Annotated in this window: 23 protein-coding genes; 10 read left to right on the top strand and 13 right to left on the bottom strand. The window is 64.5% G+C overall.

The window, feature by feature from the left end:
• Positions 1-6: 6 nt before the first annotated feature.
• Positions 7-303 (bottom strand): YciI-like protein, encoded by a 297-nt coding sequence (locus BTHE68_RS15285; protein WP_162067181.1) that lies wholly within the window; start codon positions 301-303, stop codon positions 7-9.
• A gap of 149 nt (positions 304-452) precedes the next feature.
• Between BTHE68_RS15285 and BTHE68_RS15280 the strand changes: the two genes are divergently transcribed.
• Positions 453-689 (top strand): hypothetical protein, encoded by a 237-nt coding sequence (locus tag BTHE68_RS15280; RefSeq protein ID WP_162067180.1) that lies wholly within the window; start codon positions 453-455, stop codon positions 687-689.
• Between the two features lie 137 nt (positions 690-826).
• Positions 827-2,647, top strand: a complete 1,821-nt coding sequence (locus BTHE68_RS15275; protein WP_162067179.1) for an OmpA family protein — start codon at positions 827-829, stop codon at positions 2,645-2,647.
• Between the two features lie 87 nt (positions 2,648-2,734).
• On the opposite strand, the gene BTHE68_RS15270 is transcribed toward BTHE68_RS15275, so the two are convergent.
• On the bottom strand, positions 2,735-3,232 hold the full coding sequence (locus BTHE68_RS15270) for a hypothetical protein (RefSeq protein WP_162067178.1): 498 nt from the start codon (positions 3,230-3,232) through the stop codon (positions 2,735-2,737).
• A 204-nt stretch (positions 3,233-3,436) separates the two neighbouring features.
• Here BTHE68_RS15270 and BTHE68_RS15265 point away from each other — a divergent pair, with 204 nt between their 5' ends.
• On the top strand, positions 3,437-3,688 hold the full coding sequence (locus tag BTHE68_RS15265) for a GlsB/YeaQ/YmgE family stress response membrane protein (RefSeq protein ID WP_061174527.1): 252 nt from the start codon (positions 3,437-3,439) through the stop codon (positions 3,686-3,688).
• Between the two features lie 72 nt (positions 3,689-3,760).
• Here BTHE68_RS15265 and hutI read toward each other — a convergent pair whose 3' ends face one another.
• The 3 genes from hutI to BTHE68_RS15250 all read right to left on the bottom strand — a co-directional run bounded on the left by hutI (position 3,761) and on the right by BTHE68_RS15250 (position 7,284).
• A complete protein-coding gene (gene hutI, locus BTHE68_RS15260) occupies positions 3,761-4,978 on the bottom strand; it encodes an imidazolonepropionase (RefSeq protein WP_162067177.1) in 1,218 nt (405 codons plus the stop codon).
• Positions 4,975-6,663, bottom strand: coding sequence for a urocanate hydratase (hutU, locus tag BTHE68_RS15255; RefSeq protein WP_162067176.1), 1,689 nt, complete (start codon positions 6,661-6,663; stop codon positions 4,975-4,977). The genes hutI and hutU overlap by 4 nt, the downstream gene beginning before the upstream one ends.
• A gap of 156 nt (positions 6,664-6,819) precedes the next feature.
• Positions 6,820-7,284, bottom strand: a complete 465-nt coding sequence (locus BTHE68_RS15250; protein WP_162067175.1) for an Lrp/AsnC family transcriptional regulator — start codon at positions 7,282-7,284, stop codon at positions 6,820-6,822.
• A 130-nt stretch (positions 7,285-7,414) separates the two neighbouring features.
• Between BTHE68_RS15250 and BTHE68_RS15245 the strand changes: the two genes are divergently transcribed.
• Positions 7,415-8,041: a LysE family translocator gene (locus tag BTHE68_RS15245; RefSeq protein WP_162067174.1), complete on the top strand. Its 627-nt coding sequence runs from the start codon at positions 7,415-7,417 to the stop codon at positions 8,039-8,041.
• A 16-nt stretch (positions 8,042-8,057) separates the two neighbouring features.
• Here BTHE68_RS15245 and BTHE68_RS15240 read toward each other — a convergent pair whose 3' ends face one another.
• Positions 8,058-9,281, bottom strand: a complete 1,224-nt coding sequence (locus BTHE68_RS15240) for an ROK family transcriptional regulator (RefSeq protein ID WP_162067173.1) — start codon at positions 9,279-9,281, stop codon at positions 8,058-8,060.
• A 208-nt stretch (positions 9,282-9,489) separates the two neighbouring features.
• On the opposite strand from BTHE68_RS15240, the gene BTHE68_RS15235 reads away from it, so the two are divergent.
• Positions 9,490-9,699: a hypothetical protein gene (locus BTHE68_RS15235; RefSeq protein ID WP_162068212.1), complete on the top strand. Its 210-nt coding sequence runs from the start codon at positions 9,490-9,492 to the stop codon at positions 9,697-9,699.
• 12 nt (positions 9,700-9,711) lie between these two features.
• Here BTHE68_RS15235 and BTHE68_RS15230 read toward each other — a convergent pair whose 3' ends face one another.
• From BTHE68_RS15230 to BTHE68_RS15220, 3 genes are all read right to left on the bottom strand, one after another.
• Entirely contained in the window at positions 9,712-12,681 is a 2,970-nt protein-coding gene (locus BTHE68_RS15230) for a putative bifunctional diguanylate cyclase/phosphodiesterase (RefSeq protein ID WP_162067172.1), read from the bottom strand.
• Positions 12,682-12,835: 154 nt separating this feature from the next.
• Positions 12,836-13,459 carry a hypothetical protein gene (locus BTHE68_RS15225; protein ID WP_225936314.1) on the bottom strand — a complete coding sequence of 208 codons (624 nt, stop codon included), beginning with the start codon at positions 13,457-13,459 and terminating at the stop codon, positions 12,836-12,838.
• A gap of 707 nt (positions 13,460-14,166) precedes the next feature.
• On the bottom strand, positions 14,167-14,589 hold the full coding sequence (locus BTHE68_RS15220; RefSeq protein ID WP_035501438.1) for a hypothetical protein: 423 nt from the start codon (positions 14,587-14,589) through the stop codon (positions 14,167-14,169).
• 328 nt (positions 14,590-14,917) lie between these two features.
• Here BTHE68_RS15220 and BTHE68_RS15215 point away from each other — a divergent pair, with 328 nt between their 5' ends.
• A complete protein-coding gene (locus BTHE68_RS15215; protein ID WP_232078000.1) occupies positions 14,918-16,138 on the top strand; it encodes an EAL domain-containing protein in 1,221 nt (406 codons plus the stop codon).
• 3 nt (positions 16,139-16,141) lie between these two features.
• Here BTHE68_RS15215 and BTHE68_RS15210 read toward each other — a convergent pair whose 3' ends face one another.
• Complete coding sequence (locus BTHE68_RS15210; protein WP_162067169.1) at positions 16,142-17,128, bottom strand: alpha/beta fold hydrolase; 987 nt, start codon at positions 17,126-17,128, stop codon at positions 16,142-16,144.
• A 165-nt stretch (positions 17,129-17,293) separates the two neighbouring features.
• Here BTHE68_RS15210 and BTHE68_RS15205 point away from each other — a divergent pair, with 165 nt between their 5' ends.
• Complete coding sequence (locus BTHE68_RS15205) at positions 17,294-18,007, top strand: lysophospholipid acyltransferase family protein (RefSeq protein WP_162067168.1); 714 nt, start codon at positions 17,294-17,296, stop codon at positions 18,005-18,007.
• Between the two features lie 7 nt (positions 18,008-18,014).
• Here BTHE68_RS15205 and BTHE68_RS15200 read toward each other — a convergent pair whose 3' ends face one another.
• Positions 18,015-18,383, bottom strand: coding sequence for a response regulator (locus tag BTHE68_RS15200; protein WP_061174538.1), 369 nt, complete (start codon positions 18,381-18,383; stop codon positions 18,015-18,017).
• Positions 18,384-18,586: 203 nt separating this feature from the next.
• Positions 18,587-19,525: a pca operon transcription factor PcaQ gene (pcaQ, locus tag BTHE68_RS15195; RefSeq protein WP_162067167.1), complete on the bottom strand. Its 939-nt coding sequence runs from the start codon at positions 19,523-19,525 to the stop codon at positions 18,587-18,589.
• A 115-nt stretch (positions 19,526-19,640) separates the two neighbouring features.
• On the opposite strand from pcaQ, the gene pcaH reads away from it, so the two are divergent.
• From pcaH to BTHE68_RS15180, 3 genes are all read left to right on the top strand, one after another.
• Positions 19,641-20,342 (top strand): protocatechuate 3,4-dioxygenase subunit beta, encoded by a 702-nt coding sequence (gene pcaH, locus BTHE68_RS15190; RefSeq protein WP_061174540.1) that lies wholly within the window; start codon positions 19,641-19,643, stop codon positions 20,340-20,342.
• 6 nt (positions 20,343-20,348) lie between these two features.
• On the top strand, positions 20,349-20,957 hold the full coding sequence (pcaG, locus tag BTHE68_RS15185) for a protocatechuate 3,4-dioxygenase subunit alpha (RefSeq protein ID WP_162067166.1): 609 nt from the start codon (positions 20,349-20,351) through the stop codon (positions 20,955-20,957).
• 88 nt (positions 20,958-21,045) lie between these two features.
• Entirely contained in the window at positions 21,046-21,351 is a 306-nt protein-coding gene (locus tag BTHE68_RS15180; RefSeq protein WP_162067165.1) for a DUF2288 domain-containing protein, read from the top strand.
• A gap of 6 nt (positions 21,352-21,357) precedes the next feature.
• Here BTHE68_RS15180 and BTHE68_RS15175 read toward each other — a convergent pair whose 3' ends face one another.
• Positions 21,358-22,446 carry an AI-2E family transporter gene (locus BTHE68_RS15175; RefSeq protein WP_162068211.1) on the bottom strand — a complete coding sequence of 363 codons (1,089 nt, stop codon included), beginning with the start codon at positions 22,444-22,446 and terminating at the stop codon, positions 21,358-21,360.
• Positions 22,447-22,570 lie beyond the last annotated feature (124 nt).

The following is a 22,570-nucleotide window of genomic DNA, read 5'->3' as shown; positions in this document are numbered from 1 at the left end:
GCTTCGCTATCGCACGGGCGTGGCCGCACTCGCGCCCACGACCGTGTTCCACTTGCGCACTTCCCAGCGTTCCACCAGCCCGTTCGTCACATACGGGTCATGCTTCGCGAAGTCTTCCGCGGCGGCGGGCGACTCGCTGTGAAACAACAGCATCGCGCGATCGGCGGGGGCGTCGAGCGCGCCCGCAAGCACGATGTCGCCGCGCTCCACTGCCGCCCACGCGAGGGCCAGATGCGCGTCGCGAAATTGCGCGCGGCGCTCCAGATAGTCCGCACAGAGGTCGTAAATCAACAGGTAATGCATTGCTGTCTCCTTTCAGTGAACGATGGATGGCCGCCAGCTAGTCTGTCCTATTTTCGAGATCGAGAATTCAAGAGTTCAATCGGAACCGTCTGATCGCCTTACGATAGCGCATCGTCGATGATGTGCGGATACTCGTAAAGGGGTCCGCCATGAACCGCAATCAACCTCCCTGCAATACGTGCACGATGCACGATTGCCGCACCTGTGCGTGGACGTCGCCGCTCGACGCATCGTACCGCACGCTCATCCCTCCTCGCTCCATGCTGTCGCTCGTCGCGCTCTCCGTGAACGGCAACGATCCCGCGCCCGCAGAACCCTCATGGCTCGCCATGGCGGGTAAGCGTATTCGCAAATTCTTCTCGGATGTGAGTCTTCGCGCGCGCTGAAAACGCAACGCCAGTCGCATCGACGCACCGTTTTCGTAAAGAATTTTGCAGATATATTTTTAGGATAACTGTGCAAGTAGAATCCGCTACACAATTGCGCTCGCGTTAAGCGTTCATGTAGAAAGGAAAGTCAGTCGATGAGCATCAATCTGGTTCAGGCGGTCAATGCCGCGATCTCGGAAAACATCGCGGAACAGTTGTCGCAACAGTTCGGCATCCCGGGGCAAATCGTCCGGCAACTGGCGGCCCGCATCGCGCCGGGACTCGTCGCGTCGCTGATGGACCGGGCGACGCTCGTGCCCGGATCGCAGTCGGTGTATTCCGTCATCATGCAGCCGGAGACCAACGCGTATATCGTCGACCAGTTCACGAAGCTGATCGCGACGACCGGCGGACTCAAGCAGCTCGAAGTCAACGGCCATTCGCTCGCCGCGCTCGCAACGGGTCACCGCGTCGATGCGCTGAGCGACGCCGTTTCGGCCGAAACCGGCGTCCCCACGCAAGCCACGTCTTCGCTCGCGGGCATCGTCGCCGCCGTGCTCTTCGGCATCATGAAGCGGCACTTCCTGCTCGCACAATGGGGCTTGCCGCAAGTGCCCAAGCTATTGCGCGACCAGGTCGGCGAGATCAACGGATCGATGTCGAACGCGGTCGCGGCGGCCATCGGCGTCGGCAATACCGAAGGCTTCACCAGTTGCATCACGCCGCGGCTCGATACCGTCGCGTCGAGCCTGGAAGCGCGCATGGATGCCGATGTCGCCGTGGCGGTCGCGCCGCCCGAGCCCATCGTGAAAGTGGCCGCGCAAAGCGCGCCCGTTTCCGCGCCCACGCCTCCCGCACCGACAACGCCGCCGATGCGCGCACCGGTACGCAAACCCGCGCCGACACGTTCGAACAAGTGGATCTGGCTGCTCTTCGCCGTGCTGGCGGTGATTCTCGCGTTGGTCTACTACCGCGGCTTCACGCACAGCGATAGCGTCGATCTGAGCGCCGCGCCGGCCACCCAACCAGTCACGAACGTGTCGACGCCGGCTTCATCACCCGCACCGCTGAGCACGCAGGCTGCGGACATTGCGCCGGTCGTCGCGTCCGCCACCGTCGATACGCCGACCGCAACGGCGGCGCCTGCGGAGACCACTCCGGCACCGACGATCGAGACCGCCTCTTGGAAAGATGCGCAGTTGCTGTTCAACGTCAACACAACGGGCGTTCCGGCCGTCGAGGCGACAGTCGGCACAGAAGCGGAGAAGAAGCATCTGCTCGACGCCATGACAGCACGCTTCGGCAAAGCCTTCAGCGCGGACATTTCCGTCGTTCCGCAAACGCGGCCGGCCCCCTGGCTCTCGCGCCTGACCGACTTCTTTCCACTCATGGCCGTGCCTGGCGCGGAAGCCAAGATCAGCGGCTCGAAAGTGGAACTGAGCGGCACAGCGGCCAATGCAAAGCTCGGCTGGACCGATCGCCTCAAAACCACGCTCGGCGGCATGTTCCAGGTTGCTGCGTTCGACGTGGACGGCGCTGTCGCCAGCGCAACGCAATCCTTTCGCAGCGCGATGAAGAGCCTGCTCGCCACGGACACGCCCTGCTCTGGCAAAAAACTCACCCGCGTGCTCGACCTTCAGGTCGTCAATTTCGCGCGCTCGAGCGCGCAGGTGCCGGAAAGTGCGTACGCCACGCTCGGCGAGACGGCGCAATTGCTCAAGAGCTGCGCGGCCAAGGGTTCCATGGTGAAGCTGGAAGTCGCCGGCTATTCGGATGCGCAAGGCACGGCCGCGGCGAAACTGGAAGTGTCGAAAGAACGTGCTCAGGCAGTCCGCGGATTCCTGGTGCGCAACGGCGTGCCGCCGCAGTCGCTCAGCGCATCAGGTTACGGCGACGCCAATCCGGTCGCCGACAACGAAACCGCGAGCGGTCGTTTCGCGAATCGACGAATTGCGTTCGTCGTCAAGAAAGGCTGACGCCAGTCCAGTTCTCGCTATTCGTTACCACGCCGTCGCGCCCAAACGCGACGGCGTTTTCATTTGCACACGCGCTTTCAGCGCAGCTCAGCCGCCCGCGCTCGGCTTGGCGAAATCGTTCCCGGCCCAGCGCTCCGCGCTCGCCTTGGTGAGCTTGAACGCAGGCGAAACGCGCACGTGCGCGAGCTGGGTGCCGTATGCGTCGAAAGCCTTGAGGTTGGCGTACGGATCGTCGTCATCCGGAACGATCTCCAGCGTAACGGTCATGTCCTCGCCTTGCACGTCGATGGTCACATTCTTGTGCAGCATCGCGTGACGCTGCTGCTCATGACGGCGCAACACTTCCGACGCCGTCTTGACCAGGGTGCGGAACGCGTTCGCATCGAGCGGTTTCGGGTTTTTTTTGTCGCGGCCCATCGTCCACGGGCCGACGAGCGCGGGCTCGGCCTCGCCCGCCTGAATCATCTCGACGGCCCAGCCGTCGTCGTCCTCGTTCTTGATCACGCGGGCGGTCCAGCCGTCGTCGCGCCAGAGGCGGTCTTCATGGATGGCGTCGTCGGTGGAGGGAATGTCGGAATCGGTCATATCGTAGCAATGCAGGCAATGAGGCAATGTGACGAATTTTACCTTGCGCGTGCTCGCGGCACCGTTCGTGCTCGTCGGATTGGCCGAACGGCCAGTGTCATACCCAAACGCTGTGCGCCGTGCTACTTTGGATATACCGGGACCGTCCGGAATCTATCTGCAACGCAGTCGAGAAGCCGTAAAACTCTGATAAGGAGCAACCGCATGCTTGCATTCATCGGTACTTTGATCGTCGGACTCGTCGTTGGTCTCATCGCCCGGGCCGTCAAGCCTGGCGACGACAACATGGGCTGGATCATGACCATCGTGCTCGGCATCGCCGGCTCGCTGATCGCCGGTTACGTCGGCCGCGCGCTCGGCTGGTATCAACCGGGGCAACCGGCCGGGTGGATCGCCTCGGTGATCGGCGCGATCATCCTGCTCGTCGTCTGGGGCATGATCCGCAAGCGCAGCTAGAACGCCGCGCCCGAGCATGTCCCGCTCGGGCTCAGCCAGACGCCTCGTCCGCCCTGGACGAGGCTTTTTTCATCAGGCGATGCGCGCGAAATCGATCTCCACGCCGCCGCGCACGACGCGATTCGGCAACGCGCCGCCAAGCCAGTACGAAAGCTCGGCAGGCCTGCCGATTCTCCACGCGACGAAATCCGCCGCCTTTCCTGCTTCGAGCGATCCGTGCGTGGATTGCAGACCCAGCGCCTTCGCCGCATGAATCGTGACGCCGGCGAGCGCTTCTTCCGGCGTCATCCGAAACAGCGTGCAGCCCATGTTGAGCATCATGCGAAGCGAAAGCGCCGGCGATGTGCCCGGGTTCAGATCGCTCGCGAGCGCGATCGGCACGTGATGCCGGCGCAGCGCGTCGATCGGCGGCAACTGCGTTTCCCGCAGCATGTAAAACGCGCCCGGCAACAGCACCGCGACGGTGCCGGCTTGCGCCATCGCAACGGCGTCGTCCTCGGTCATGTATTCGAGATGATCCGCCGACAACGCGCGATAGCGCGCCGCAAGCGTCGACCCATGCAAGGACGACAGTTGCTCGGCATGCAGTTTCACGGGCACGCCCAGATCGCGTGCGCATCGGAACACACGTTCGACCTGTTGCGTCGAGAACGCGATGTGCTCGCAGAACGCATCGACGGCATCGACGAGACCATCCGCGACGAGCGCCGGCAGCATCTCGTCGCAGACGTAGGCGATGTAGTCATCCGCGCGATTCGCGTACTCGGGCGGCAACGCGTGCGCGGCGAGGCAGGTCGCGCGCACGGTGAGCGGCAGCGCTTCGCCGAGACGGCGCGCCACCGCGAGCATCTTGCGTTCGTTGGCGAGATCGAGCCCGTAGCCGGACTTCACTTCGAGCGCGGTCACGCCCTCGCGCAGCAGACCGAGCGCGCGCGCCTTCGCGGTGTCGAACAAGGCGTCCTCGCTGGCTTCGCGCGTCGCGCGCACCGTGCTCGCGATGCCGCCGCCGCGCGCCGCGATCTCCGCATAGCTCACGCCCTGCAGCCGCTCTTCGAACTCGCCGCTGCGATCGCCGCCGAACACGAGATGCGTATGGCAATCGATCAGGCCCGGCGTCACCCACGCGCCGCCGAGGTCGACACGCTCGCAATCGCCGGTCTCCGGCGCCGCCGCGCGCGGCCCGATCCATTCGATGCGCGCGCCGTCGGTCAGGATCACGGCGTCTTCGATGACCGAATACTTGCCGCCGGACATCGTCGCGGCATGGCAGTGTTGCCAGCGCTTTTTCATCGCTTGCCTTGCGCGCCTTCGATCATCGGCAGGTCGAGGGCCTGCTCGCGCGCACACTGAACGGCGATGTCGTAGCCCGCGTCCGCGTGGCGCATGACGCCCGTCGCCGGATCGTTGTGCAGCACGCGCGCAATACGCGCATCGGCTTCCACGCTGCCATCGCACACGATGACGACGCCCGAATGCTGCGAGAAGCCCATGCCGACGCCGCCGCCGTGGTGAATCGACACCCACGTCGCGCCGCTCGCCGTGTTCAGCAGCGCATTGAGCAGCGGCCAGTCGGACACGGCATCGGAGCCGTCGCGCATCGCTTCGGTCTCGCGGTTCGGGCTCGCGACCGAGCCGGAATCGAGATGATCGCGGCCGATCACAACCGGCGCCGACAGCTCGCCGTTGCGCACCATCTCGTTGAACGCGAGGCCGAGCTTCGCGCGCTGGCCGAGCCCGACCCAGCAGATGCGCGCCGGCAGCCCCTGGAAGCTGATGCGCTCGCGCGCCATGTCGAGCCAGCGATGCAGATGCGCATCGTCGGCGATGAGTTCCTTCACTTTCGCGTCGGTCTTGTAGATGTCCTCCGGATTGCCCGACAGCGCGGCCCAGCGGAACGGCCCGACGCCGCGGCAAAAGAGCGGCCGGATGTAGGCCGGCACGAAGCCCGGAAAGTCGAACGCGTTTTCGACGCCCTCTTCCTTGGCCATCTGGCGGATATTGTTGCCGTAGTCGAAGGTCGGCACGCCCTGTTCGCGGAACGCGAGCATCGCGCGCACGTGCTCGGCCATCGATTGCTTCGCGGCTTTGACGGTCCCGGCAGCATCGCTCTGCGCGCGGTCGCGGTACTGCGCCCAGGTCCAGCCTTTCGGCAGATAGCCGTTGAGCGGATCGTGCGCGCTGGTCTGATCGGTGACCATGTCCGGGCGCACGCCGCGTCGCACGAGTTCGGGCAGCACGTCCGCGGCGTTGGCGCACAGCGCGACGGAAACCGCGCGTCCCTCCGACGTATGGCGCTGAATGCGCGCGAGGGCGTCGTCGAGATCGGTCGCCTGTTCGTCGACGTAACGCGTCTTCAGACGGAAATCGATGCGGCTCTGCTGGCATTCGATGTTCAGCGAGCACGCGCCCGCGAGCGTCGCCGCGAGTGGCTGCGCGCCGCCCATGCCGCCGAGCCCGGCGGTCAGCACCCAGCGCCCTTTCAGATCGCCGCCGTAATGCTGGCGTCCGGCTTCGACGAAAGTCTCGTACGTGCCCTGCACGATGCCCTGACTGCCGATATAAATCCAGCTACCGGCGGTCATTTGCCCGTACATCGCGAGACCTTTCGCGTCGAGTTCGTTGAAGTGCTCCCAGTTAGCCCAGTGCGGCACGAGATTCGAATTCGCGATCAGCACGCGCGGCGCGTTTTCGTGCGTCTTGAAGACGCCGACCGGCTTGCCCGACTGCACGAGCAGCGTCTCGTCGGCTTCGAGGCGCTTGAGCGTTTCGACGATCTTGTCGTAGCACGCCCAGTCGCGCGCTGCCCGCCCGATGCCGCCATACACGACGAGTTCGTTGGGATTCTCGGCCACGTCCGGGTCGAGATTGTTCATCAGCATGCGCAGCGGCGCCTCTGTCAGCCAGCTTTTGGCGTTGAGTTGCGTGCCGCGCGGTGCGCGGATCTCGGTGTCGCGAAAACGGGAAGATGAAGTCACGGATTGCTCCTGCGCATCAAGAAATGAGAGTCGACGAGCACGGATAGCAACCCGCGCCGAATTGGACTCATGTTCTTGTATATACAACTTCGATTGTATTAGGGGAATCCCGAGGCTCATCGCGCCGTACCAACGCAATCCTTGTATAGACAATCGTCACGGTACCGGCAAGCCGCCGTCGCGCTTCAGTTCGCGCAGCGACAGCATCGATTCGACGGCGGTCACGCCGGGCAAGGTGCGCAGGACGTCGCGCATGAAGACGCCGTATTCGTCGAGATCGCGCGCGACGATTTGCAGCAGATAGTCCGCCGTCCCCGAAATGTTGTGACACGAGACGATCCGGGCGATGCCCTGAATCTCGCGCTCGAAACGGTCCGACAACGCGCGGTCGTGGACGCTGAAGCGCACCTGCGCAAATGCGACGACGCCCAGTTCCAGCGCCTTGCGCGACAGCACCGCGCGATAGCCGTCGATATAACCGTCGCTTTCCAGACGCTTGAGCCTGCGCGCGCACGGCGTCTCGCTCAGCCCGACGCGCTCGGCGAGCTTCGCGACGGGCATGCGGCCATCCTGCTGAAGCGCGACGAGCATCGCGCGGTCGATACGGTCAAGTTCACTCATGGTGCCTTCCTCTTTTAGCACCAAAAATTGTAGTGGAAAGCCGCGCCATACTCCGAATTATCGATGTAAAAGGCCAGAAAACACCCCGCGCGTAATGGCACGATGAAGCCTTCAAAAGAGGAGTTTCATCATGGTTTCGGCACACTTGCTCTGGGTTTTCGTCGGTGCGCTGGCGGTCGTCTACGCGCTGCCCGGACCGGACATGGCGCTCATGCTTCAGACCAGCGGCACGCGGGGTTTCCGGCACGGTCTCGCCGTGGCGGCGGGTCTCGCCACGGCTCGCGCGACGCACGTGACGCTCTCGGCGCTCGGCGTCGCCGCGCTCCTGCGCAGCGCGCCGTGGCTCTACGATGGCGTGCGTATCGCGGGCGGACTGTATTTGTCGTATGTCGCGATTCAGATTTTCCGCTCGCCCGCGTTCGGGCTCAACGCCGCGCCCGCTCAAGATTCCGCCCCGACGCTGCGTTCGGCGTATGCGAAAGGCATTCTGAGCAGCATCCTCAATCCGAAGGCGTTGCTTTTCTGCTCCGTGCTGCTGCCGCAGTTCGTCCGGCCGGAATCCGGCCCGGTCTGGTCGCAGGTGCTGGAACTGGGCGTGGTGCTGATCGCGGTCGGCGTCGCGTTCGACCTGACGCTCGCGGCGGGCGCGGTGAGAATTTCCGGCTGGCTGCGTCGTCATCCGAAAGCGCAGACCGTGCAACGCTGGACCTTTTCCGCCGCGTTGCTCGCGTTCGCCGCGCGGCTGTCGCTGGACTGAGTGCGCGACGCCGCGTTCAGGTTTCCAGTGGCTTCAGAAAGAGTTCATGTTTCGGCGCGAAGTGCGCGTAGAGCGGCAGGATCGCGCCGCCCATCGCGCGTGCGTCGGGACCGATCTGCCCTTCGACGAGCCGTGGCCGCGTCATGCCCTGCCAGTCGAATGCGGCGAGCGCGTCATCGGTGCGACGGATCACGTCGTGCAGCAAGGCGCGGTCGATTTCTCCATCGATCACCACGGCTTCCAGATCGAGCAGCGCAGCCGACGATGCGATGCCCGTGGCGATCGCGGGACACGTCTCGCGCATCCACGCTTCCGCCAGCCCGCGCAACTCGGGCGACAACGCGCGCTCGTCATGCGCGGCGGCGGCCGGCGCGCCCGCAGCCGCGAACGCCTTCTCCAGCACGTAGACCGACGCCGTGTTGAGCAATTGCCCCGTGCGCTGCCGCTTGCCGCCGGAGATCAGCGGCAACGAACCGATCGCGCCCGCGTTGCCGCCCGGCCCGGCGTGCAGCCGGCCGTCGATCACGAGTCCGCCGCCGATGAACGTGCCGATGAAGACATACAGGAAATTGCGCAGCCCGCGCCCCTGGCCCATGACGAGTTCGGCGGCGCACGCGGCCGTCGTGTCCTTGGCGAACTCGACGCGCAGCGGCGTCATCGACTGAATGCGCGCGCGGATGTCGATGTCGTCCCACGCCGCGAGCACGTCGGGCGGCGTGTCGAAGAAATCGCGCCAGCCGCCGAGCCACAGCGGCGCCGCGACACCGATCCCCGCGATCTTGCGCGCGTCATCGCCGAGCGCGCCGATCACGCGCGCGAGGCGCTCTTCCAGCGCGGGAAAGAGCGTATGCGGATCGGGATACGGATATTCCAGCGTTTCGCGCGCACGCACGCTGCCGGCGAAATCCATCGACAGCACGTCGAGACTGCGCCGCCCCACTTTCACGCCGATGGAAAACGCGCCGTCCGCGCGCAGCGAGATCGGCACCGATGGCTGGCCGATGCGGCCGCGCACGCGTGAGCGCGGCTCCTTCGCGAGCAGGCCGTCTTCGATCAGATGGTCGATGATCAGCGAGACCGTCTGCATCGACAGACGCGTCAGGCGCGCGACGTCCGCCTTGGGCAACGCGCCGTGAAGCCGGATCGCCTGCAGGACGATGCGCTCGTTGAACTGGCGCATGCCCAACTGGTTCGAGCCGACGGAATGCATCGAGGCTTTGCGCGCGGGCCGCTCAGACATCGGCCGCAGCCTCGCGGCGCAGGCGCGCGCGGCGGATATCGTTCATGTATTGGTCCCCGTTCGATTAAATCCAGCGTTTTTATTTAGTAAAGACTTCCGCGCCGATTTTATCAAGCGGCTTTCATTCGCCGTCCGTGCGCCGCCGTCAATTTTTTTCGCGATTTTTAGTCGGTTATGTTCGACGGAGATCAACTCTTCTGTTCCAACAATGAGCACGCTCGAAGCCCTCCACGCGATCGTCAACGACGAAAGCGCGCCGCAGATCATCCGCGATCACATCGTCGATTCGCTGCAGTTCGCGCTGCGCAATCAACCCGGCTATTTCACACTCAAGGAGATTCAATGGCTCGCGCAATGGGAGGACACGCGCATTCCCATCGCGGCGACAAAGGTATTGAACGAGATGAAGATGGTCTGACGAGCGCCGTGCTCAGTGCGTCCCCGAGGCGCGCGCGTGCCAGTCATAGTCGAAGACGGTCGCCTGCGCCGGTTCGGACAGGCACTCGACGAAACTGATCACTTCCGGATCTTTCAGGAAACTCGCGGCCGAACTCGCCGCGAGAATCGCCGAACTTTCCTGCGGCCGCGCGACAAGAAAACCCTGCACGTAGTCGACGCCGATTTCCTGCAACGCGCGCAAGGTATCGACATCCTCGACCCATTCCGCCACGCTGCGCATGCCGAGATTGCGGGCGAGCGCGACGATCGCCTCGACGATCGCGATATCAGCCGGATGCGCGCACATCGAGCGCACGAATTCGCCGTCGATCTTGAGGGCGTCGGCGGACAGCGCCTTCAGATACTTGAACGACGTGTAGCCCGCGCCGAAGTCGTCGAGCGCGATCTTGCCGCCCATGTCGTGCACGCGCGCGATGAAACGCTGCGTGTTCTCGAGATCGTGCAGCGCGACGCTTTCGGTGATCTCCAGACACAGATACTGCACGATTGACTGATAGCGCGCGAACAGCGCGAAGATGTCCTCCATGAACTGCTCGTCGTTGAGCGATCCGCCGGAGAGATTCACGCAGATGAACTGCGTGTTGGCGAGCTGATGCTGATGCGTCTCGATCCATTCGAGCAGCGTCGAGATGACCCAGCGGTCGATCGCCGCGATGTTGCCCGACTCCTCCGCCGCGACGATCACCTTGCCCGCGGGCAGCGTCGCGCCATCCGGCGCGCGCATGCGCAGCAGCACTTCGAAGTTGAGCGATTCGGTCGGCGCGGACAGCGACATGATCGGCTGCATCACGAGAAAGAGTCCCGGCGGCAGGCGGTTGCGCCCGAGCGTCTCGACGAGCTTCAGTTCTTCCGCGCGCTCCTCGAAAGCGGCCGCGCCCTTGCGATAAGTGACGAGATGCGTATGCGCGACTTTCTTCGCCTCGCGACACGCGCGGTCCGCGTGCGACAGCGCGTCCTGCACGCGCACGCCCTGCGAGCATTCGACCAGACCGATCGACGCCTTCACCTGGAACGCGCGATTGCCGACCTGATACGGCGCGTCGGAGAGAATGGAGATGAGTTCGCGGCATTGCGCGATGGCGTCTTCGATCGACGTATCGTTCATCACGCAGACGAACTCGTCGCCGCCGATGCGCCCGACCGGATAATTGCGCGCGAAGTGCGCCCGCGTGCGCGCCGCGACCTGACGCAGCACTTCGTCGCCGCTGCGGTGGCCGAAGAGATCGTTGACGAGCTTGAAGCGGTCGAGATCGACGTACGCCAGCGCCCACGGCAGCGTTTCTTCGCTCTGCGCGGAAATTGCCTTTTCGATACCGCGCCGATTCAGCGAGCCGGTGAGCGGATCGTGCTCCGCGAGAAAGCGCAGGCGCTCGACGGCCTTCGACCGTTCGGTCGTATCCTGCAGCGAACCTTCGATCCAGCCGTTCGAGCGGATCGCCTTCAGCAGATAACGGCGCTCGCTCGTGCCGCGCTCCGGCGAGCCGCCCATTTCCAGCTCGCCGTCGCTGCCCTTCGACGCCAGCGCCTGCAACGCGCCCCACGCGCCCGCCTCGAAGTAGTCGTTCCAGTGCCGCAGCTTGTAGTCGGCCTTTTGCAGATCGAGCATCGCGCGCAGTGCGGGATTGGCGCGCACGAAGTGGCCGTCGGCGTCGAGCGTGAAGAGGCCGATCGGAGTGACTTCGTAAGTGTTGCGCAATTCCATCTGCGCCTGGCGGCGGAAATCGCGTTCGGCGCGCATCTGCTCGGCGATCGCGAAAGCCGCCATCATGCTCGACGACAGCGCGGCCATCACGGTATTGACGCCGCCGACCAGCACCTTCAGGCCGAAGGCCGCGCCGAGCACTTCGGAGAAGGTCGCGAACAGCACGACCGCGAGCGACGCCACGTACCACAGCACGGTACGCGAGCGCGCCATCCACACGAGCCGCGCGAGGAAGAACAGCAGCACGCAGATACCGAATCCCGCGATGATCCAGAGCGTCGGGATGAAGAGCGCGTACGGCAGCGCGAGCGCCGCCGCGAGCAGCACGATGCCCACATACTGAATGACGCGCAGCAGCCAGCGATAGCCAACCACGCGCAACTCGCGCCGGAACAATTGCTGAAACAGCGCGGCGGTCAACAAGTAATAGGCGGCGAACGTGACCTGCCGCAACGGCTGCATGAAATCCGACGGCAGTAAGCGGCCGAGCCATTGCATGTCCCAGCCCATCGCGTTCGCGCACAGCCGCAGATTGCCGACGAGCCACACCGCAAAAATCACGTAGGTCCACTCGTGATTGATGAGCGCCGTGACGAAAACGAACACTGCGAGCGTCAGCAGACCGCCGGCGATGAGGCCCGAGCTTTCCTGAAAGTCGAGCGCCGAGTTGCGCAGGCCCTGCCATTCCCACGCATAGGCGTTGATCTGCGCGGGACCTGAGAAAGTGCCACGGCAAAGTACGGTGGTGGACTGCTTGATACGCCCGACCTGAATCGAGAAACCCGCCTTCACCGTGCGCATTTCGCCGCTCACGCCTTCGCGATCCGCGCGGCCGAGCGGCGCGAGCGTGTCCGCATTCCAGCAGGCAAGCGTTTGCGCATGACGCGACGGCAATTCGACGACCGTCGACGAGTCGGGACTCATGCTCGGCGTCGTCAGAGTGAACCAGATGGGTTTTTCGGAGAGACGGGTGCTGTAGCGCGAAACAGGCGCGGCGCCTTTCAGCGCTTCGAGCGCATCGGCGGGCGTCATTATTTCGCCTTTATCGGCGACGACGCGCAATGAAAGAGGAATCGCGCCGCGCGTTTCATATTGGCGCGGCAAAAAATAAAGCGTCGCGATCGTACCGAGCAAAATCAGGAACGGCACGGCGTATACGGCGACCGCATACAGCGCGTCGTCGATCCACGAGCCCGTGCGTCTGAATCTCGATAAGGAAGCTGGAATAACCGACGCCATACCTGGAAAAACCCCCGTTTGCGCCCAGCGCGACATACGCCGGCGCAGACAGCGGCGGAGCCCGAAGATCGCCGCGCGCCGCCGCCTTTGGCCAACCGGACCGCTCGGCGATCCGGTTTATCGCTATTACCTTCCTGGATACGTTCGTGCTTTTTTACCTTCCGTAGGCCATCAAAGGAGCCTCCGGGCATCGTACCGGTTCCCAGTCAAAAGATAAATCTACAGAATGCAAATCGATATCGGGATGGTGCGTGTTGACCATGTAATTGAAGAGCGGGTGACGTGCTTCTTCCCAGCGCTGGCGCGCCGCCGCGACATCCTTCGCCAGCACGCGATGCGGCAGGCCGCCAACGTGCGACATCGGCAGGAACTCGTTCACGCCGAACACATCCTTGAAGAGCATCGCCTCATACTCCCGATCCAGCGGCGTACGCGCCGTGATCACCATATAGTCGATCCCGTGCAGTTCGCAGAACATCCAGAGCGCCTTGCACAGCGCCACTTTCACCACCCGTCCGACCATGCCGCCCGCAACCCCGAGGCGCGTCGCTTCCGCGAGGCGGCTCGTGCCCAGTTGATCGGGCAGACGCACTGACTGCTCCACCGCGAGCGGGCCATACGCATTGGTCTGAATACGCATGGTGCCGAGCGGCGCGCCGTCGAGCTTCGATTCCGCCAGCAACACGGCCGTGCCGCGATCGCGATCGGAAGTTTCGATTTTCATCGTTTCGGCGAATTCGGGCAGATGGCGCCCATAAGCCGAACGTCTGATGCTCACGGCTTTCTGCAGCCCCGCGTCGTCGCGGACGATACGGATAGTAAACGGCATCCGCTCCGATTTCTGAAGTGCGGGTACGACCGTGAGCGTTGGGCGAACCGCCGATTCGGTTTGGTTAGCGGCGGTGCTGTTGGCAAGGTTCAGACGTTCCATTTTGTAAACCCCATTTTTTCTTGGCGATTGGAAAAGTGCCGCGCGTTAAGAACGTTTATTTGGTTGGTTCCTTTACGCGGGCGAAATGAGCCTCTCACGAAGTCAAAACACGGGGTGCGCGCTTGCCACTGTTTCCGAGCAACTTTCAGGCTAAAAAAATGGAAGAAAGCTTCTAATCGACGAACCAACCGCCGGATAACCGCCGCAAACCATATATGCATATGCCGTACACGAATATGCGAGCCTGAGCAGGGAGAGAAGAAACGAGGGCGAGCAACCACCAGTTGACGGGAGAGGCAATTAGGAGAATAGCGTTCGCAGAACTGTCGCGGAGCATCGCGTAAACGCTGGAAAACACGAGAAAAAAGGGGCGCGGTAACGTTTGCTTACACTTTTGTTTCGCACAATCTGCGAAACGGGCAACACGCGGGGTTTGGGATTTTTGGCGAGCCGGAGAGACCAACAAAAAGCGGGCGTTCCTCCGAAAGGAACGCCCGCCCTATCACGACATAATCGTGTCGACTGTATGAATTCCGCTAAAGCGGATTAGAAAATCAGTCGTCTTCGTCGAGCCACGGGATGTCGACGTCGGTAATGAACGCGACCATCGCCAGGGGCCGACCTTCCTGCCGCCCGATATTGCCGTCGGCGCGCTGCCATTCGCAGCGGAAAATCGTCGCCGGTGTATCGGCGAGCAAGGTGATCGTGCGGATTTCGTCCGGATCGTTGTCTTCCACCGGGCCGTCCAGCGAGACGAGCAATTGCTGCGGCCAGACGCCGTCGGCGGGATCGTAGATCTTGTCGCCATCGTGAATGACGACGTGCGCCTCGACGCCGATGGTCGCCGATGCCTCGACGATCATCTTGCCGAGCGCGCGCAGCACCGCCGTGGCGCGGCCCGAGTTGGCCTGGCGGATCGCAAGGTCGCCGCGCGTCAGGGCCTGCTCGAGTTTGGGATTGGTTTTCTGTTGCGCCATTGATCTCTCTCAAGTTGTTCGTTGCGACTTTCGACGAGCGAGGCCCGGCTTAAGTTGCAGGCGGATCGTAGCATCGCACCAACAAAGATAGGTCGCGCGGGCGCTGGCGGCAAACCGCGGGCGGCTTCGGCGACGCTGCCGCACGCACGCATCCGGCGCTCAAGTTTGTGTACGACCGGCCGATATTGCGCTCATCCCCACCGAAACGCGTGATCGCCGTGCCGTTCATCGACCTGTGTACTCCTTCGTGCGTTCGTCCGCCGGCGCTCGCGTTCCGTACGCCGTCTCCGGGTGCCGCACGGCCGGCGCCGGCCACTGTCGCCTGAACGTGCTGACCGGACGCACGGAGATCGTCGACGGCATCACGCTGCGCACGCATCTGCAACCGATCTACAGCCTGCCGCATCAGCGCGAAGTGGGCTACGAGGCGCTGTTGCGCGGCGACGCGGGCAGCGGCGCGCTCGTCGACCCGTTCGATCTGTTCGGGCGGGCGATCGTCGCGGGCACGCTGACCGAGCTCGACCGCATGAGCCATCTCACGCATCTGCGCAATGCCGCAGCCGCGCTGCCCGAGGCGCACTGGCTCTTCCTCAACATCAATCCCGCCACCTTCACCGATCCCGGCTATGCCGCGCGGCTCGCCTCGGCGACGCGCGAAGCGGGCCTCGCGCCCGAGCGGCTCGTGATTGAAGTGCTCGAATCCGGCGGCACGGACGTCGACGAAATTTCGCGCGCGACGCATGCGTTTCGCGCGCAGGGCTTTCTCGTCGCGGTGGACGATTTCGGCGCGGGGCACTCCAACATCGACCGGCTGCTCACGCTGAAGCCCGACATCGTCAAGCTCGATCGCAGTCTCGTGCGCGCCAGCGGCGCGCACATGCGCGACGCGCTGATGCCGAAGCTCGTCGACCTGCTGCACGAGTCGGGCATGTTCGTGGTCGCGGAAGGCATCGAAACCAGCGAAGACCTGATGCTGGCCGCGCGCTCGAATGTCGACTTCGTGCAGGGCTATCTGTTCGGCATGCCGTCGGCGCGGCTCGCGGAGCGCGGCGTCGCCACCCCGCTGTTCGAAAGCGTGTTCGACGCGCTCGCGCGGATGCGCCGCACCGAGCGGCTCGCGGGCGACCTGCTGCTGCTGCCGTATCGCGCGGGGCTCACGCACGCGGCGCGGCGCTTCGCCTCGGGCGCGACGACCGGATCCGCCTGCGCCGAATTGCTCGCGTTGCAGTGCACGCTCAGTTGCTTTTTTCTCGACGAGGGCGGCCGCGAGTTCATGCCCGGCCTCGCGGGCGCCGCGGCGAAAGCGCCGAGCGCGCGTTTCGCGCCGATCGCCGATCCGTCGACCGGGCGCTGGGACAACCGCCCGTATTTCGTCGATGCACACGCCAAGCCGCAGCAGGTGATCACGAGCGCGCCGTATCTTTCGGTGACGGGCACGTCGCTGTGCGTGACGCTCACGATCGCGACGCAGCGCGCCGGCAAGCCCGTCGTGATCGGCGCGGATCTCGACTGGCGCAGGCTGATCGAAGCGGCGCCCGCGATCTTCTGAGCGTCAGGCGGCGGCGCTCGCCTGCGCGATCGCCTCGCCGAGCGCCGCCGCGCCCGAGCGCAACGCGGCGAGATTGCCCGGCTCGAAAGTCCAGTGCCCCGACGCATCCGCGACAGTCAGTTGCGCGCCGGGCCAGCGCGCCGCGAGTTCAAGCGCCTGATCGGCGGGACACACCATGTCGAAGCGTCCGTGCACGATCCGGCAAGGCAGGTGCGCGATGCGCGCGACGAGCGGCAAGAGCGGCGGCGGCGGCAACTCGTTGGCCATGTAGTGGCGTTCGAGCAGCGCCATCGAGATGGCGGCCGCGTTGGATTCCGCGCTCGGGCGCTTCTCCTCTTCGGCAGGTTCCTTCGGCAGCTTGTTGACGACGGATAGCGTCGTCTCGTATTGCGTCCAGGCCCGCGCGAGCCGCGTGCCCGCTTCATCGAAGCGCGCGAGCGGCGCCTCGGTCAGGTGCAGAATCTCCTGCGCGTTCGCCGGGCGCTTGCCGCAGGCCGCTTCGATCGCATCGAGAAACGCGCGATGCGCCTCGGGAAACACGCGGCGCACGTCCCACAGGAACCAGTCGATGTCCTCACGCCGCGCGAGAAAGACGCCGCGCAGCAAAAAGCCCGTGCAACGCTCCGGATGCGCGACGCCGTACGCGAGACCGAGCGTCGTGCCCCACGAACCGCCGAAAATCGCCCATTGCCCGATGTCCAGCGCCACGCGCAGCTTCTCCATGTCGCCGACGAGCGCGGCGATGCCGTTGTGCTCGAGCTTGCCGAACGGTGTCGACTTGCCGCAGCCGCGCTGATCGAAGAACACGACGCGCCACTTGCCTTGTTCCAGCACCTCGGCCCACTTCACGTTCATCGCGCCGCCGGGGCCGCCGTGCACGACGAGCATGACAGGCGCGTCGCGCGGCCCCTGCGCGCGCCAGTAGATCGAATGACCGTCGCCCACGTCGAGCATGCCTTCGTCGAATTGCACCGGCGGCTGGTTGTCCATGCGCTTGATCCTTGCTGAATGTGTTTCGTCGGGGTCCATTGTTGCATCGCTTCGACGCCGCCGCACGAGGCGCGCCGCGCCGCGCCATTCCAGCGCGTTTTGCCCGATACGCTATGCTTGCGGATTCCCGCCTGTCGTCACCCTTCTGTCATCCAGCGAATCACGATGCGTCGCACCCTCGTCAAGTGGCTCTTTGCAACCTATCTGCTCGGCAGCGGCACCGTCTGGTCGATCCTGATCCTGCCGCTCTTTCCGTTCGTCGGCCGCGACGGGCGCTACGCGCTCGCGAAGCTCTGGTGCCGCGCGATGGTCACGATGATGCGGGTGATCACCGGCGTGACGTGCTCGATCGAAGGGCTGGAGCATCTGCCCAACGGGCCGTGCATCATCCTGTCGCGGCACGAATCGACGTGGGAGACGCTCGCGTTCATGGCGCTCTTTCCGCGCCGCATCAGCTTCGTGTTCAAGCACGAGCTCATGAATATTCCGTTTTTCGGCTGGGTGCTGCGCGGCCTCGACATGGTGAGCCTCGATCGCGGCTCGATCCGTCAGGCGCACACCGCCGTGACCCGCGAGTCCGCGATCCGGCTCAAGAAAGGCGACTCGGTGGTGATCTTTCCGGAAGGCACGCGCGTCGCGCACGATGCGCCGCTCAAGCTCGCGTCGGGCGGCGTGCGCCTCGCGTGCGCGACCAAGGTACCAGTGGTGCCGGTCGTGCACGATGCAGGCAAGGTCTGGCCCGCGAAGGGCTGGCCGGATCGCGGCGGGCATATCCGCGTGATCGTCACGCCGTGTCTGCCGCTCGATTGCGTCATTCCGCAGGAACTGAACCGGCTCGCGCAGGCGCAGATGGATGAGGCGCTGGCGGAGTTGCGGTAAGCGCCGCTTAATACAGCGGCCGCTTCTTCGCGGCGCACAACCGGTTCACCGCCGAAATCAGCGTCTCCATATCGACGGGCTTGCGCAAATAGCCGTCGTAGCTGACGAAAGCCGGCGGATTCGGGTGCCCCGAAATCATCAGGAAAGGGATGTGCGCGAGCGCCGTGTCGTTCTTCATCGTCTGGCACAGCAGCGCGCCGCCCAGCCCGGGCATCATCCAGTCGGACACGACGATGTCCACCCGCTGTTCGCCGAGTATCGATAACGCGCCGTTGCCGTCGAAGGCGCACAGGACATTGCAATCCTCGCCCTGCATGCAGAGGGTCCAGGCTTCGATGGTGGCGGGGTCGTCGTCGACGAGCAATACGGTCTTCATCTTGCGAACATGGTCGGTGAGTGCGGTGCGTGCTGCGGGAAGTCTGCGCCGAGGGCGGCGAACAACGTCGTATGTGACTGCCGCAGCGCGCGTTTGTTGCAACACTTTCGGGCAACGCCGCATTTCGTCATAGTATTTCTTTCGCGCCAAATCTGCGCGGTAAATGCTGCTTCAGCAACTTGCGCGCCGCTCGCGCGCACCGGTCATTTGCTCCCGGCGCGGGAACGCCCGGCTTCGCGCAAGGCATCGACGAGCGTTTCCTCCACCGGCGTGCGCGCCGCGTCGTTGCGGCGGATCAGGCCGATGGGCTCATCGGTGCCGGCGAACGGCATCGGCAGCGCGGCGAGCAGCCCGAGCGCGATGTCCTGCTCGACCGCGCCGGCGGGCACGAACCACACGGCGTCGTTGTTCATCGCGAGCGAGCGCCCGAGCGACACCGACAAGGTTTCGACGAGCGCCGTCAGCGCATGCGCGCCGAACGCCGTCAGCACGCTTTCAGCCGATTGACGGATCAGCGTGCCGAACGGCGGCACTACGATCACGAAGCGGGCGAGCAGCGCCGGCGTGAGCGGCGTCTCCAGCGTGAGCGGGTGCTCACGGCGCACGACCACGGCGAGCGGCTCGCGATAGATCTGCTCGAACGACAGCCCGTGCATCGCATCCGGTTCCGACAGCCGCCCGACCACGAGATCGACATCGCCGGCCTTGAGCTTCTCCAGCAGCAGCGCGTTCGAATCCGTCCACACCGACAGCGACACCGCCGGCCATTGCTGCCGGAACGATGTCAGCGCGGGCGAAAGCAGCACCGGCGCGACCGTCGGCAAAATGCCGATCGCCACGGAACCCGGCATGTCGCCGCGCTCGCGCAGCAGCATGTCCACGCCTTCGCGCAAGGACGCGACGCACGCGCTCGCATGCGGCGCAAAAAGCCGCCCCTCGCGCGTGGGCACCGCGCCGCGCCGCCCTCGCTCGAACAAACGCACGCCTAGAATGGATTCGAGTTCGCCGATTGTTTTCGACACCGCAGGCTGCGTGATCGACAGGCTATCGGCTGCGCGCTGCACGCTGCCGAGCTGGGTGACGGCCAGAAAACACTGCAGATGCCGGAACTTGACGCGGGTGTTGGTGAAGTCGTTATCCATGACGTTCCGTTATGCAAGATGGCACAAAACATCATTTTCCATAACTTGCGGCGTTATATAAAGTAGCCGTCAGAAACATCCTATTCAACTTCCAGAATTACAGGAGACAGTCGACATGACCTCCCCCATCCTCACGCCGCGCGACTGGGAATCCCATCCCGCGTATCTGTCGCCGGGCTACAAGTCGTCGATTCTGCGCAGCCCGGGCTTGCCGCTCATTCCGCTGAAGGAAAATCTGCGCAACCGCCGCGTGCCGGTCTACGGTGCTGACGATCTGGGCGTGCTCGACGCCGACCTCACCCGCAATGCCGCGAAGAACGGCGAGCCGCTCGGCGAGCGCATCATCGTGACGGGCCGGGTGCTCGACGAAGGCGGCCGCCCGGTGCGCAACACGCTGGTGGAAGTGTGGCAGGCGAACGCCGCGGGCCGCTACGTCCACAAGGCGGATCAGCACGACGCGCCGCTCGACCCGAACTTCCTCGGCGCGGGCCGCTGCCTGACCGACGACGAAGGCCGCTATCGCTTCATGACGATCAAGCCGGGTGCGTACCCGTGGGGCAATCACCCGAACGCGTGGCGTCCGCAGCACATCCACTTCTCGCTCTTCGGCGAATATTTCGGCTCGCGCCTCGTCACGCAGATGTACTTCCCGGGCGATCCGCTGCTCGATCTCGATCCGATCTATCAGGGCATTCCCGAGCACGCGCGAAAGCGCCTGGTTTCGGCCTTCTCGATCGACACGACGCAGGAAAACTACGCGCTCGGCTACGAATTCGACATCGTGCTGCGCGGCCCGGATCAAACGCCGACGGAGTAACAGAACATGACCACGCTGAAACAGACCCCTTCGCAAACCGTCGGACCGTACTTCGCTTACGGCCTGGTTCCCGAGCAATACAACTTCGATCTGAAGAGCCTGTTCACCGCATCGGCGGCGGATCGTGAAGTGCCGGGCGAGCATATCGCCGTCGTCGGCAACGTGTTTGACGCCGAAGGCAAGCCCGTCAACGACGCGCTGATCGAAGTCGCCCAGGCCGATGCGAACGGCCGCTACGTGCAAAGCGTGCAGGAAGCGCGCGAATCGGGCTTTCGCGGCTTCGCCCGCGTGGGCACCGGCACGGACCCGAAACTTCGCTTCATCGTCGATACGGTGAAGCCGGGCGCAACCGCCGACGACTCCGCGCCGCACCTCGACGTCATCGTGCTGATGCGCGGCATGCTGCTGCACAGCTACACGCGCATCTACTTCGAGGACGAAACGGAAGCCAACGCGAAGGACGCCGTGCTGCAAAGCGTGCCGGCCGAGCGCCGTCATACGCTGATCGCGAAGCGCGAGGCGGGTGCATCGGCCAAGCCGGGTTCGTCGGGCACGATCTATCGCTTCGACATCCATCTGCGCGGACCGAACGAGACGGTGTTCTTCGACCTGTAAAGCTTCTCGCTGCAGTCGTTTGAAACGAAAGGCGTCCGGCACTGCGCTATAGTGTCGGACGCCTTTCGTCATTTATTCCGCTTTTCTCATGTCCGACGCTTTCACGCCAAGCCCCCTCTACGTCAAGCTCCTCGGTGAAACGGCCCAGATCGGCTGGTCCGAACTGGAGCGCTTTTTCGCGCAAGGCAAGCTCATCTGGGTGAAGCGCGACCTCGATCTCGTGAGCGTCGCGGAAGCCGTCGCCAACGATGACACGCAACAGGTCGCGCAGTGGCTCTCGGCGGGACTCGTCGAGCGCATGCAGGCCGAAACCGCCGCCGATCTCGCCGCGCGCGATCCGGAATTGTGGGCGGTCGTCACGTCGCCGTGGGTATGCGTGCAGGAACGCGGCTGAATCGCGCTAACGCCGTTCGACGACATAATCGGTCCACAGCACGACGAGAATCGTCATCAGCGCCGGGCCGATGAACAGCCCGATCAGCCCGAACGTCTCCGCGCCACCGAGAATCCCGAACAGCACGAGCAGAAACGGCAGCCGCGCCGAGCCGCCGATCAGCACCGGCCGCACGAAGTGCTCGGCGACGAACACCACGATCATCCCGAACACGGCGACGCACACGGCCGCGATCATCGAGCCCTGTGCGAGCAGCCACAGCGCCGAACCGAGAAACACGATCGGCGCGCAGAACGGCAGCATCGCCGCGACGGCAGTCAGCATGCCAAGCAGGGTGGCGTGCGGCACGCCTGTCACCGCATAGGCGATGCCGAGCAGCGCGCCCTCGCCCAGCCCGACCACGACGAGCCCTACCACCGTGCTGCGCACCGATTCCGCCATGCGCCGCACGATCGCCGCGCCGTCTGCGCCGAACGCGCGCCGCGAGCCCGCGAGCAGTTGTTCGCCGAGCCGGGAACCCGCCAGGAACACGAAGAAGAGCGTCATCAGCATGAAGCCGAAGATGACGACGCCATGTACCACGCGCCCGCCGAAGTGACGCGTCATCGCGACGACCGTCGAGCTGTGCAGGTTCTTCACCGCGGGCGACGCTTCGAGCGGCGTCGCGAGATTCTCCTGCCACCAGCGCGCGACCTGTTGCGAGCCCATCGGCAGATGCTCGATGAACGCGGGCATCGGAATCCCGGTGCGCAGGCTTTCGTGGAACCAGTGGAGCATGTCGTGCGCTTCGGTCACCGTCTGCGCCGCGACGATGAAGAACGGCACCACGAAGAGCAGGCCGATCGCCGCCGTCAGCACGACCGCGAGCACATTGTGATGCCGTCTGAATAGCGGCCGCCGTTCGAGCCAGCCAAACGCGGGCCATAGCGCGATCGCGATCACGCTCGCCCATACGACAGCCGGGATGAACGTGCGCGCCGTGTAGAGCGCGACCAGCACGAGCACCGCATAGAGCGCCGCGGATGCCGTGCGCTGCATCCTGCGCGTGCGCTCGGCGGGGTCCGGTGACGTATGGTCGGGCGGTTGAATCGGCATGAGTTCCTTGTGATCGAAGAGTTCGTCTGCATTGTAATCACGCACGAACCATTCCACTCGATCCGCCCAGTCAGGCAACGTTCTTTACAACGATACGTTTCGCGCTCCCTATAATCGAGCATCG

Origin of the sequence: Burkholderia sp. THE68 (assembly GCF_009938265.1) — a bacterium.
Taxonomy (GTDB): domain Bacteria; phylum Pseudomonadota; class Gammaproteobacteria; order Burkholderiales; family Burkholderiaceae; genus Caballeronia.
The sequence above is the reverse complement of the archived record's forward strand: the minus strand, read 5'-3'. Positions and strand labels throughout refer to the sequence as shown.

Bases quoted from the DNA above. Each gene is read 5' to 3' on its own strand.
- BTHE68_RS15285 (WP_162067181.1), bottom strand. From the start codon at position 303: ATGCATTACCTGTTGATTTACGACCTCTGTGCGGACTATCTGGAGCGC.
- BTHE68_RS15280 (WP_162067180.1), top strand. From the start codon at position 453: ATGAACCGCAATCAACCTCCCTGCAATACGTGCACGATGCACGATTGC.
- BTHE68_RS15275 (WP_162067179.1), top strand. From the start codon at position 827: ATGAGCATCAATCTGGTTCAGGCGGTCAATGCCGCGATCTCGGAAAAC.
- BTHE68_RS15270 (WP_162067178.1), bottom strand. From the start codon at position 3,232: ATGACCGATTCCGACATTCCCTCCACCGACGACGCCATCCATGAAGAC.
- BTHE68_RS15265 (WP_061174527.1), top strand. From the start codon at position 3,437: ATGCTTGCATTCATCGGTACTTTGATCGTCGGACTCGTCGTTGGTCTC.
- hutI (WP_162067177.1), bottom strand. From the start codon at position 4,978: ATGAAAAAGCGCTGGCAACACTGCCATGCCGCGACGATGTCCGGCGGC.
- BTHE68_RS15250 (WP_162067175.1), bottom strand. From the start codon at position 7,284: ATGAGTGAACTTGACCGTATCGACCGCGCGATGCTCGTCGCGCTTCAG.
- BTHE68_RS15245 (WP_162067174.1), top strand. From the start codon at position 7,415: ATGGTTTCGGCACACTTGCTCTGGGTTTTCGTCGGTGCGCTGGCGGTC.
- BTHE68_RS15240 (WP_162067173.1), bottom strand. From the start codon at position 9,281: ATGTCTGAGCGGCCCGCGCGCAAAGCCTCGATGCATTCCGTCGGCTCG.
- BTHE68_RS15235 (WP_162068212.1), top strand. From the start codon at position 9,490: ATGAGCACGCTCGAAGCCCTCCACGCGATCGTCAACGACGAAAGCGCG.
- BTHE68_RS15230 (WP_162067172.1), bottom strand. From the start codon at position 12,681: ATGGCGTCGGTTATTCCAGCTTCCTTATCGAGATTCAGACGCACGGGC.
- BTHE68_RS15220 (WP_035501438.1), bottom strand. From the start codon at position 14,589: ATGGCGCAACAGAAAACCAATCCCAAACTCGAGCAGGCCCTGACGCGC.
- BTHE68_RS15210 (WP_162067169.1), bottom strand. From the start codon at position 17,128: ATGGACAACCAGCCGCCGGTGCAATTCGACGAAGGCATGCTCGACGTG.
- BTHE68_RS15205 (WP_162067168.1), top strand. From the start codon at position 17,294: ATGCGTCGCACCCTCGTCAAGTGGCTCTTTGCAACCTATCTGCTCGGC.
- BTHE68_RS15200 (WP_061174538.1), bottom strand. From the start codon at position 18,383: ATGAAGACCGTATTGCTCGTCGACGACGACCCCGCCACCATCGAAGCC.
- pcaQ (WP_162067167.1), bottom strand. From the start codon at position 19,525: ATGGATAACGACTTCACCAACACCCGCGTCAAGTTCCGGCATCTGCAG.
- pcaH (WP_061174540.1), top strand. From the start codon at position 19,641: ATGACCTCCCCCATCCTCACGCCGCGCGACTGGGAATCCCATCCCGCG.
- pcaG (WP_162067166.1), top strand. From the start codon at position 20,349: ATGACCACGCTGAAACAGACCCCTTCGCAAACCGTCGGACCGTACTTC.
- BTHE68_RS15180 (WP_162067165.1), top strand. From the start codon at position 21,046: ATGTCCGACGCTTTCACGCCAAGCCCCCTCTACGTCAAGCTCCTCGGT.
- BTHE68_RS15175 (WP_162068211.1), bottom strand. From the start codon at position 22,446: ATGCCGATTCAACCGCCCGACCATACGTCACCGGACCCCGCCGAGCGC.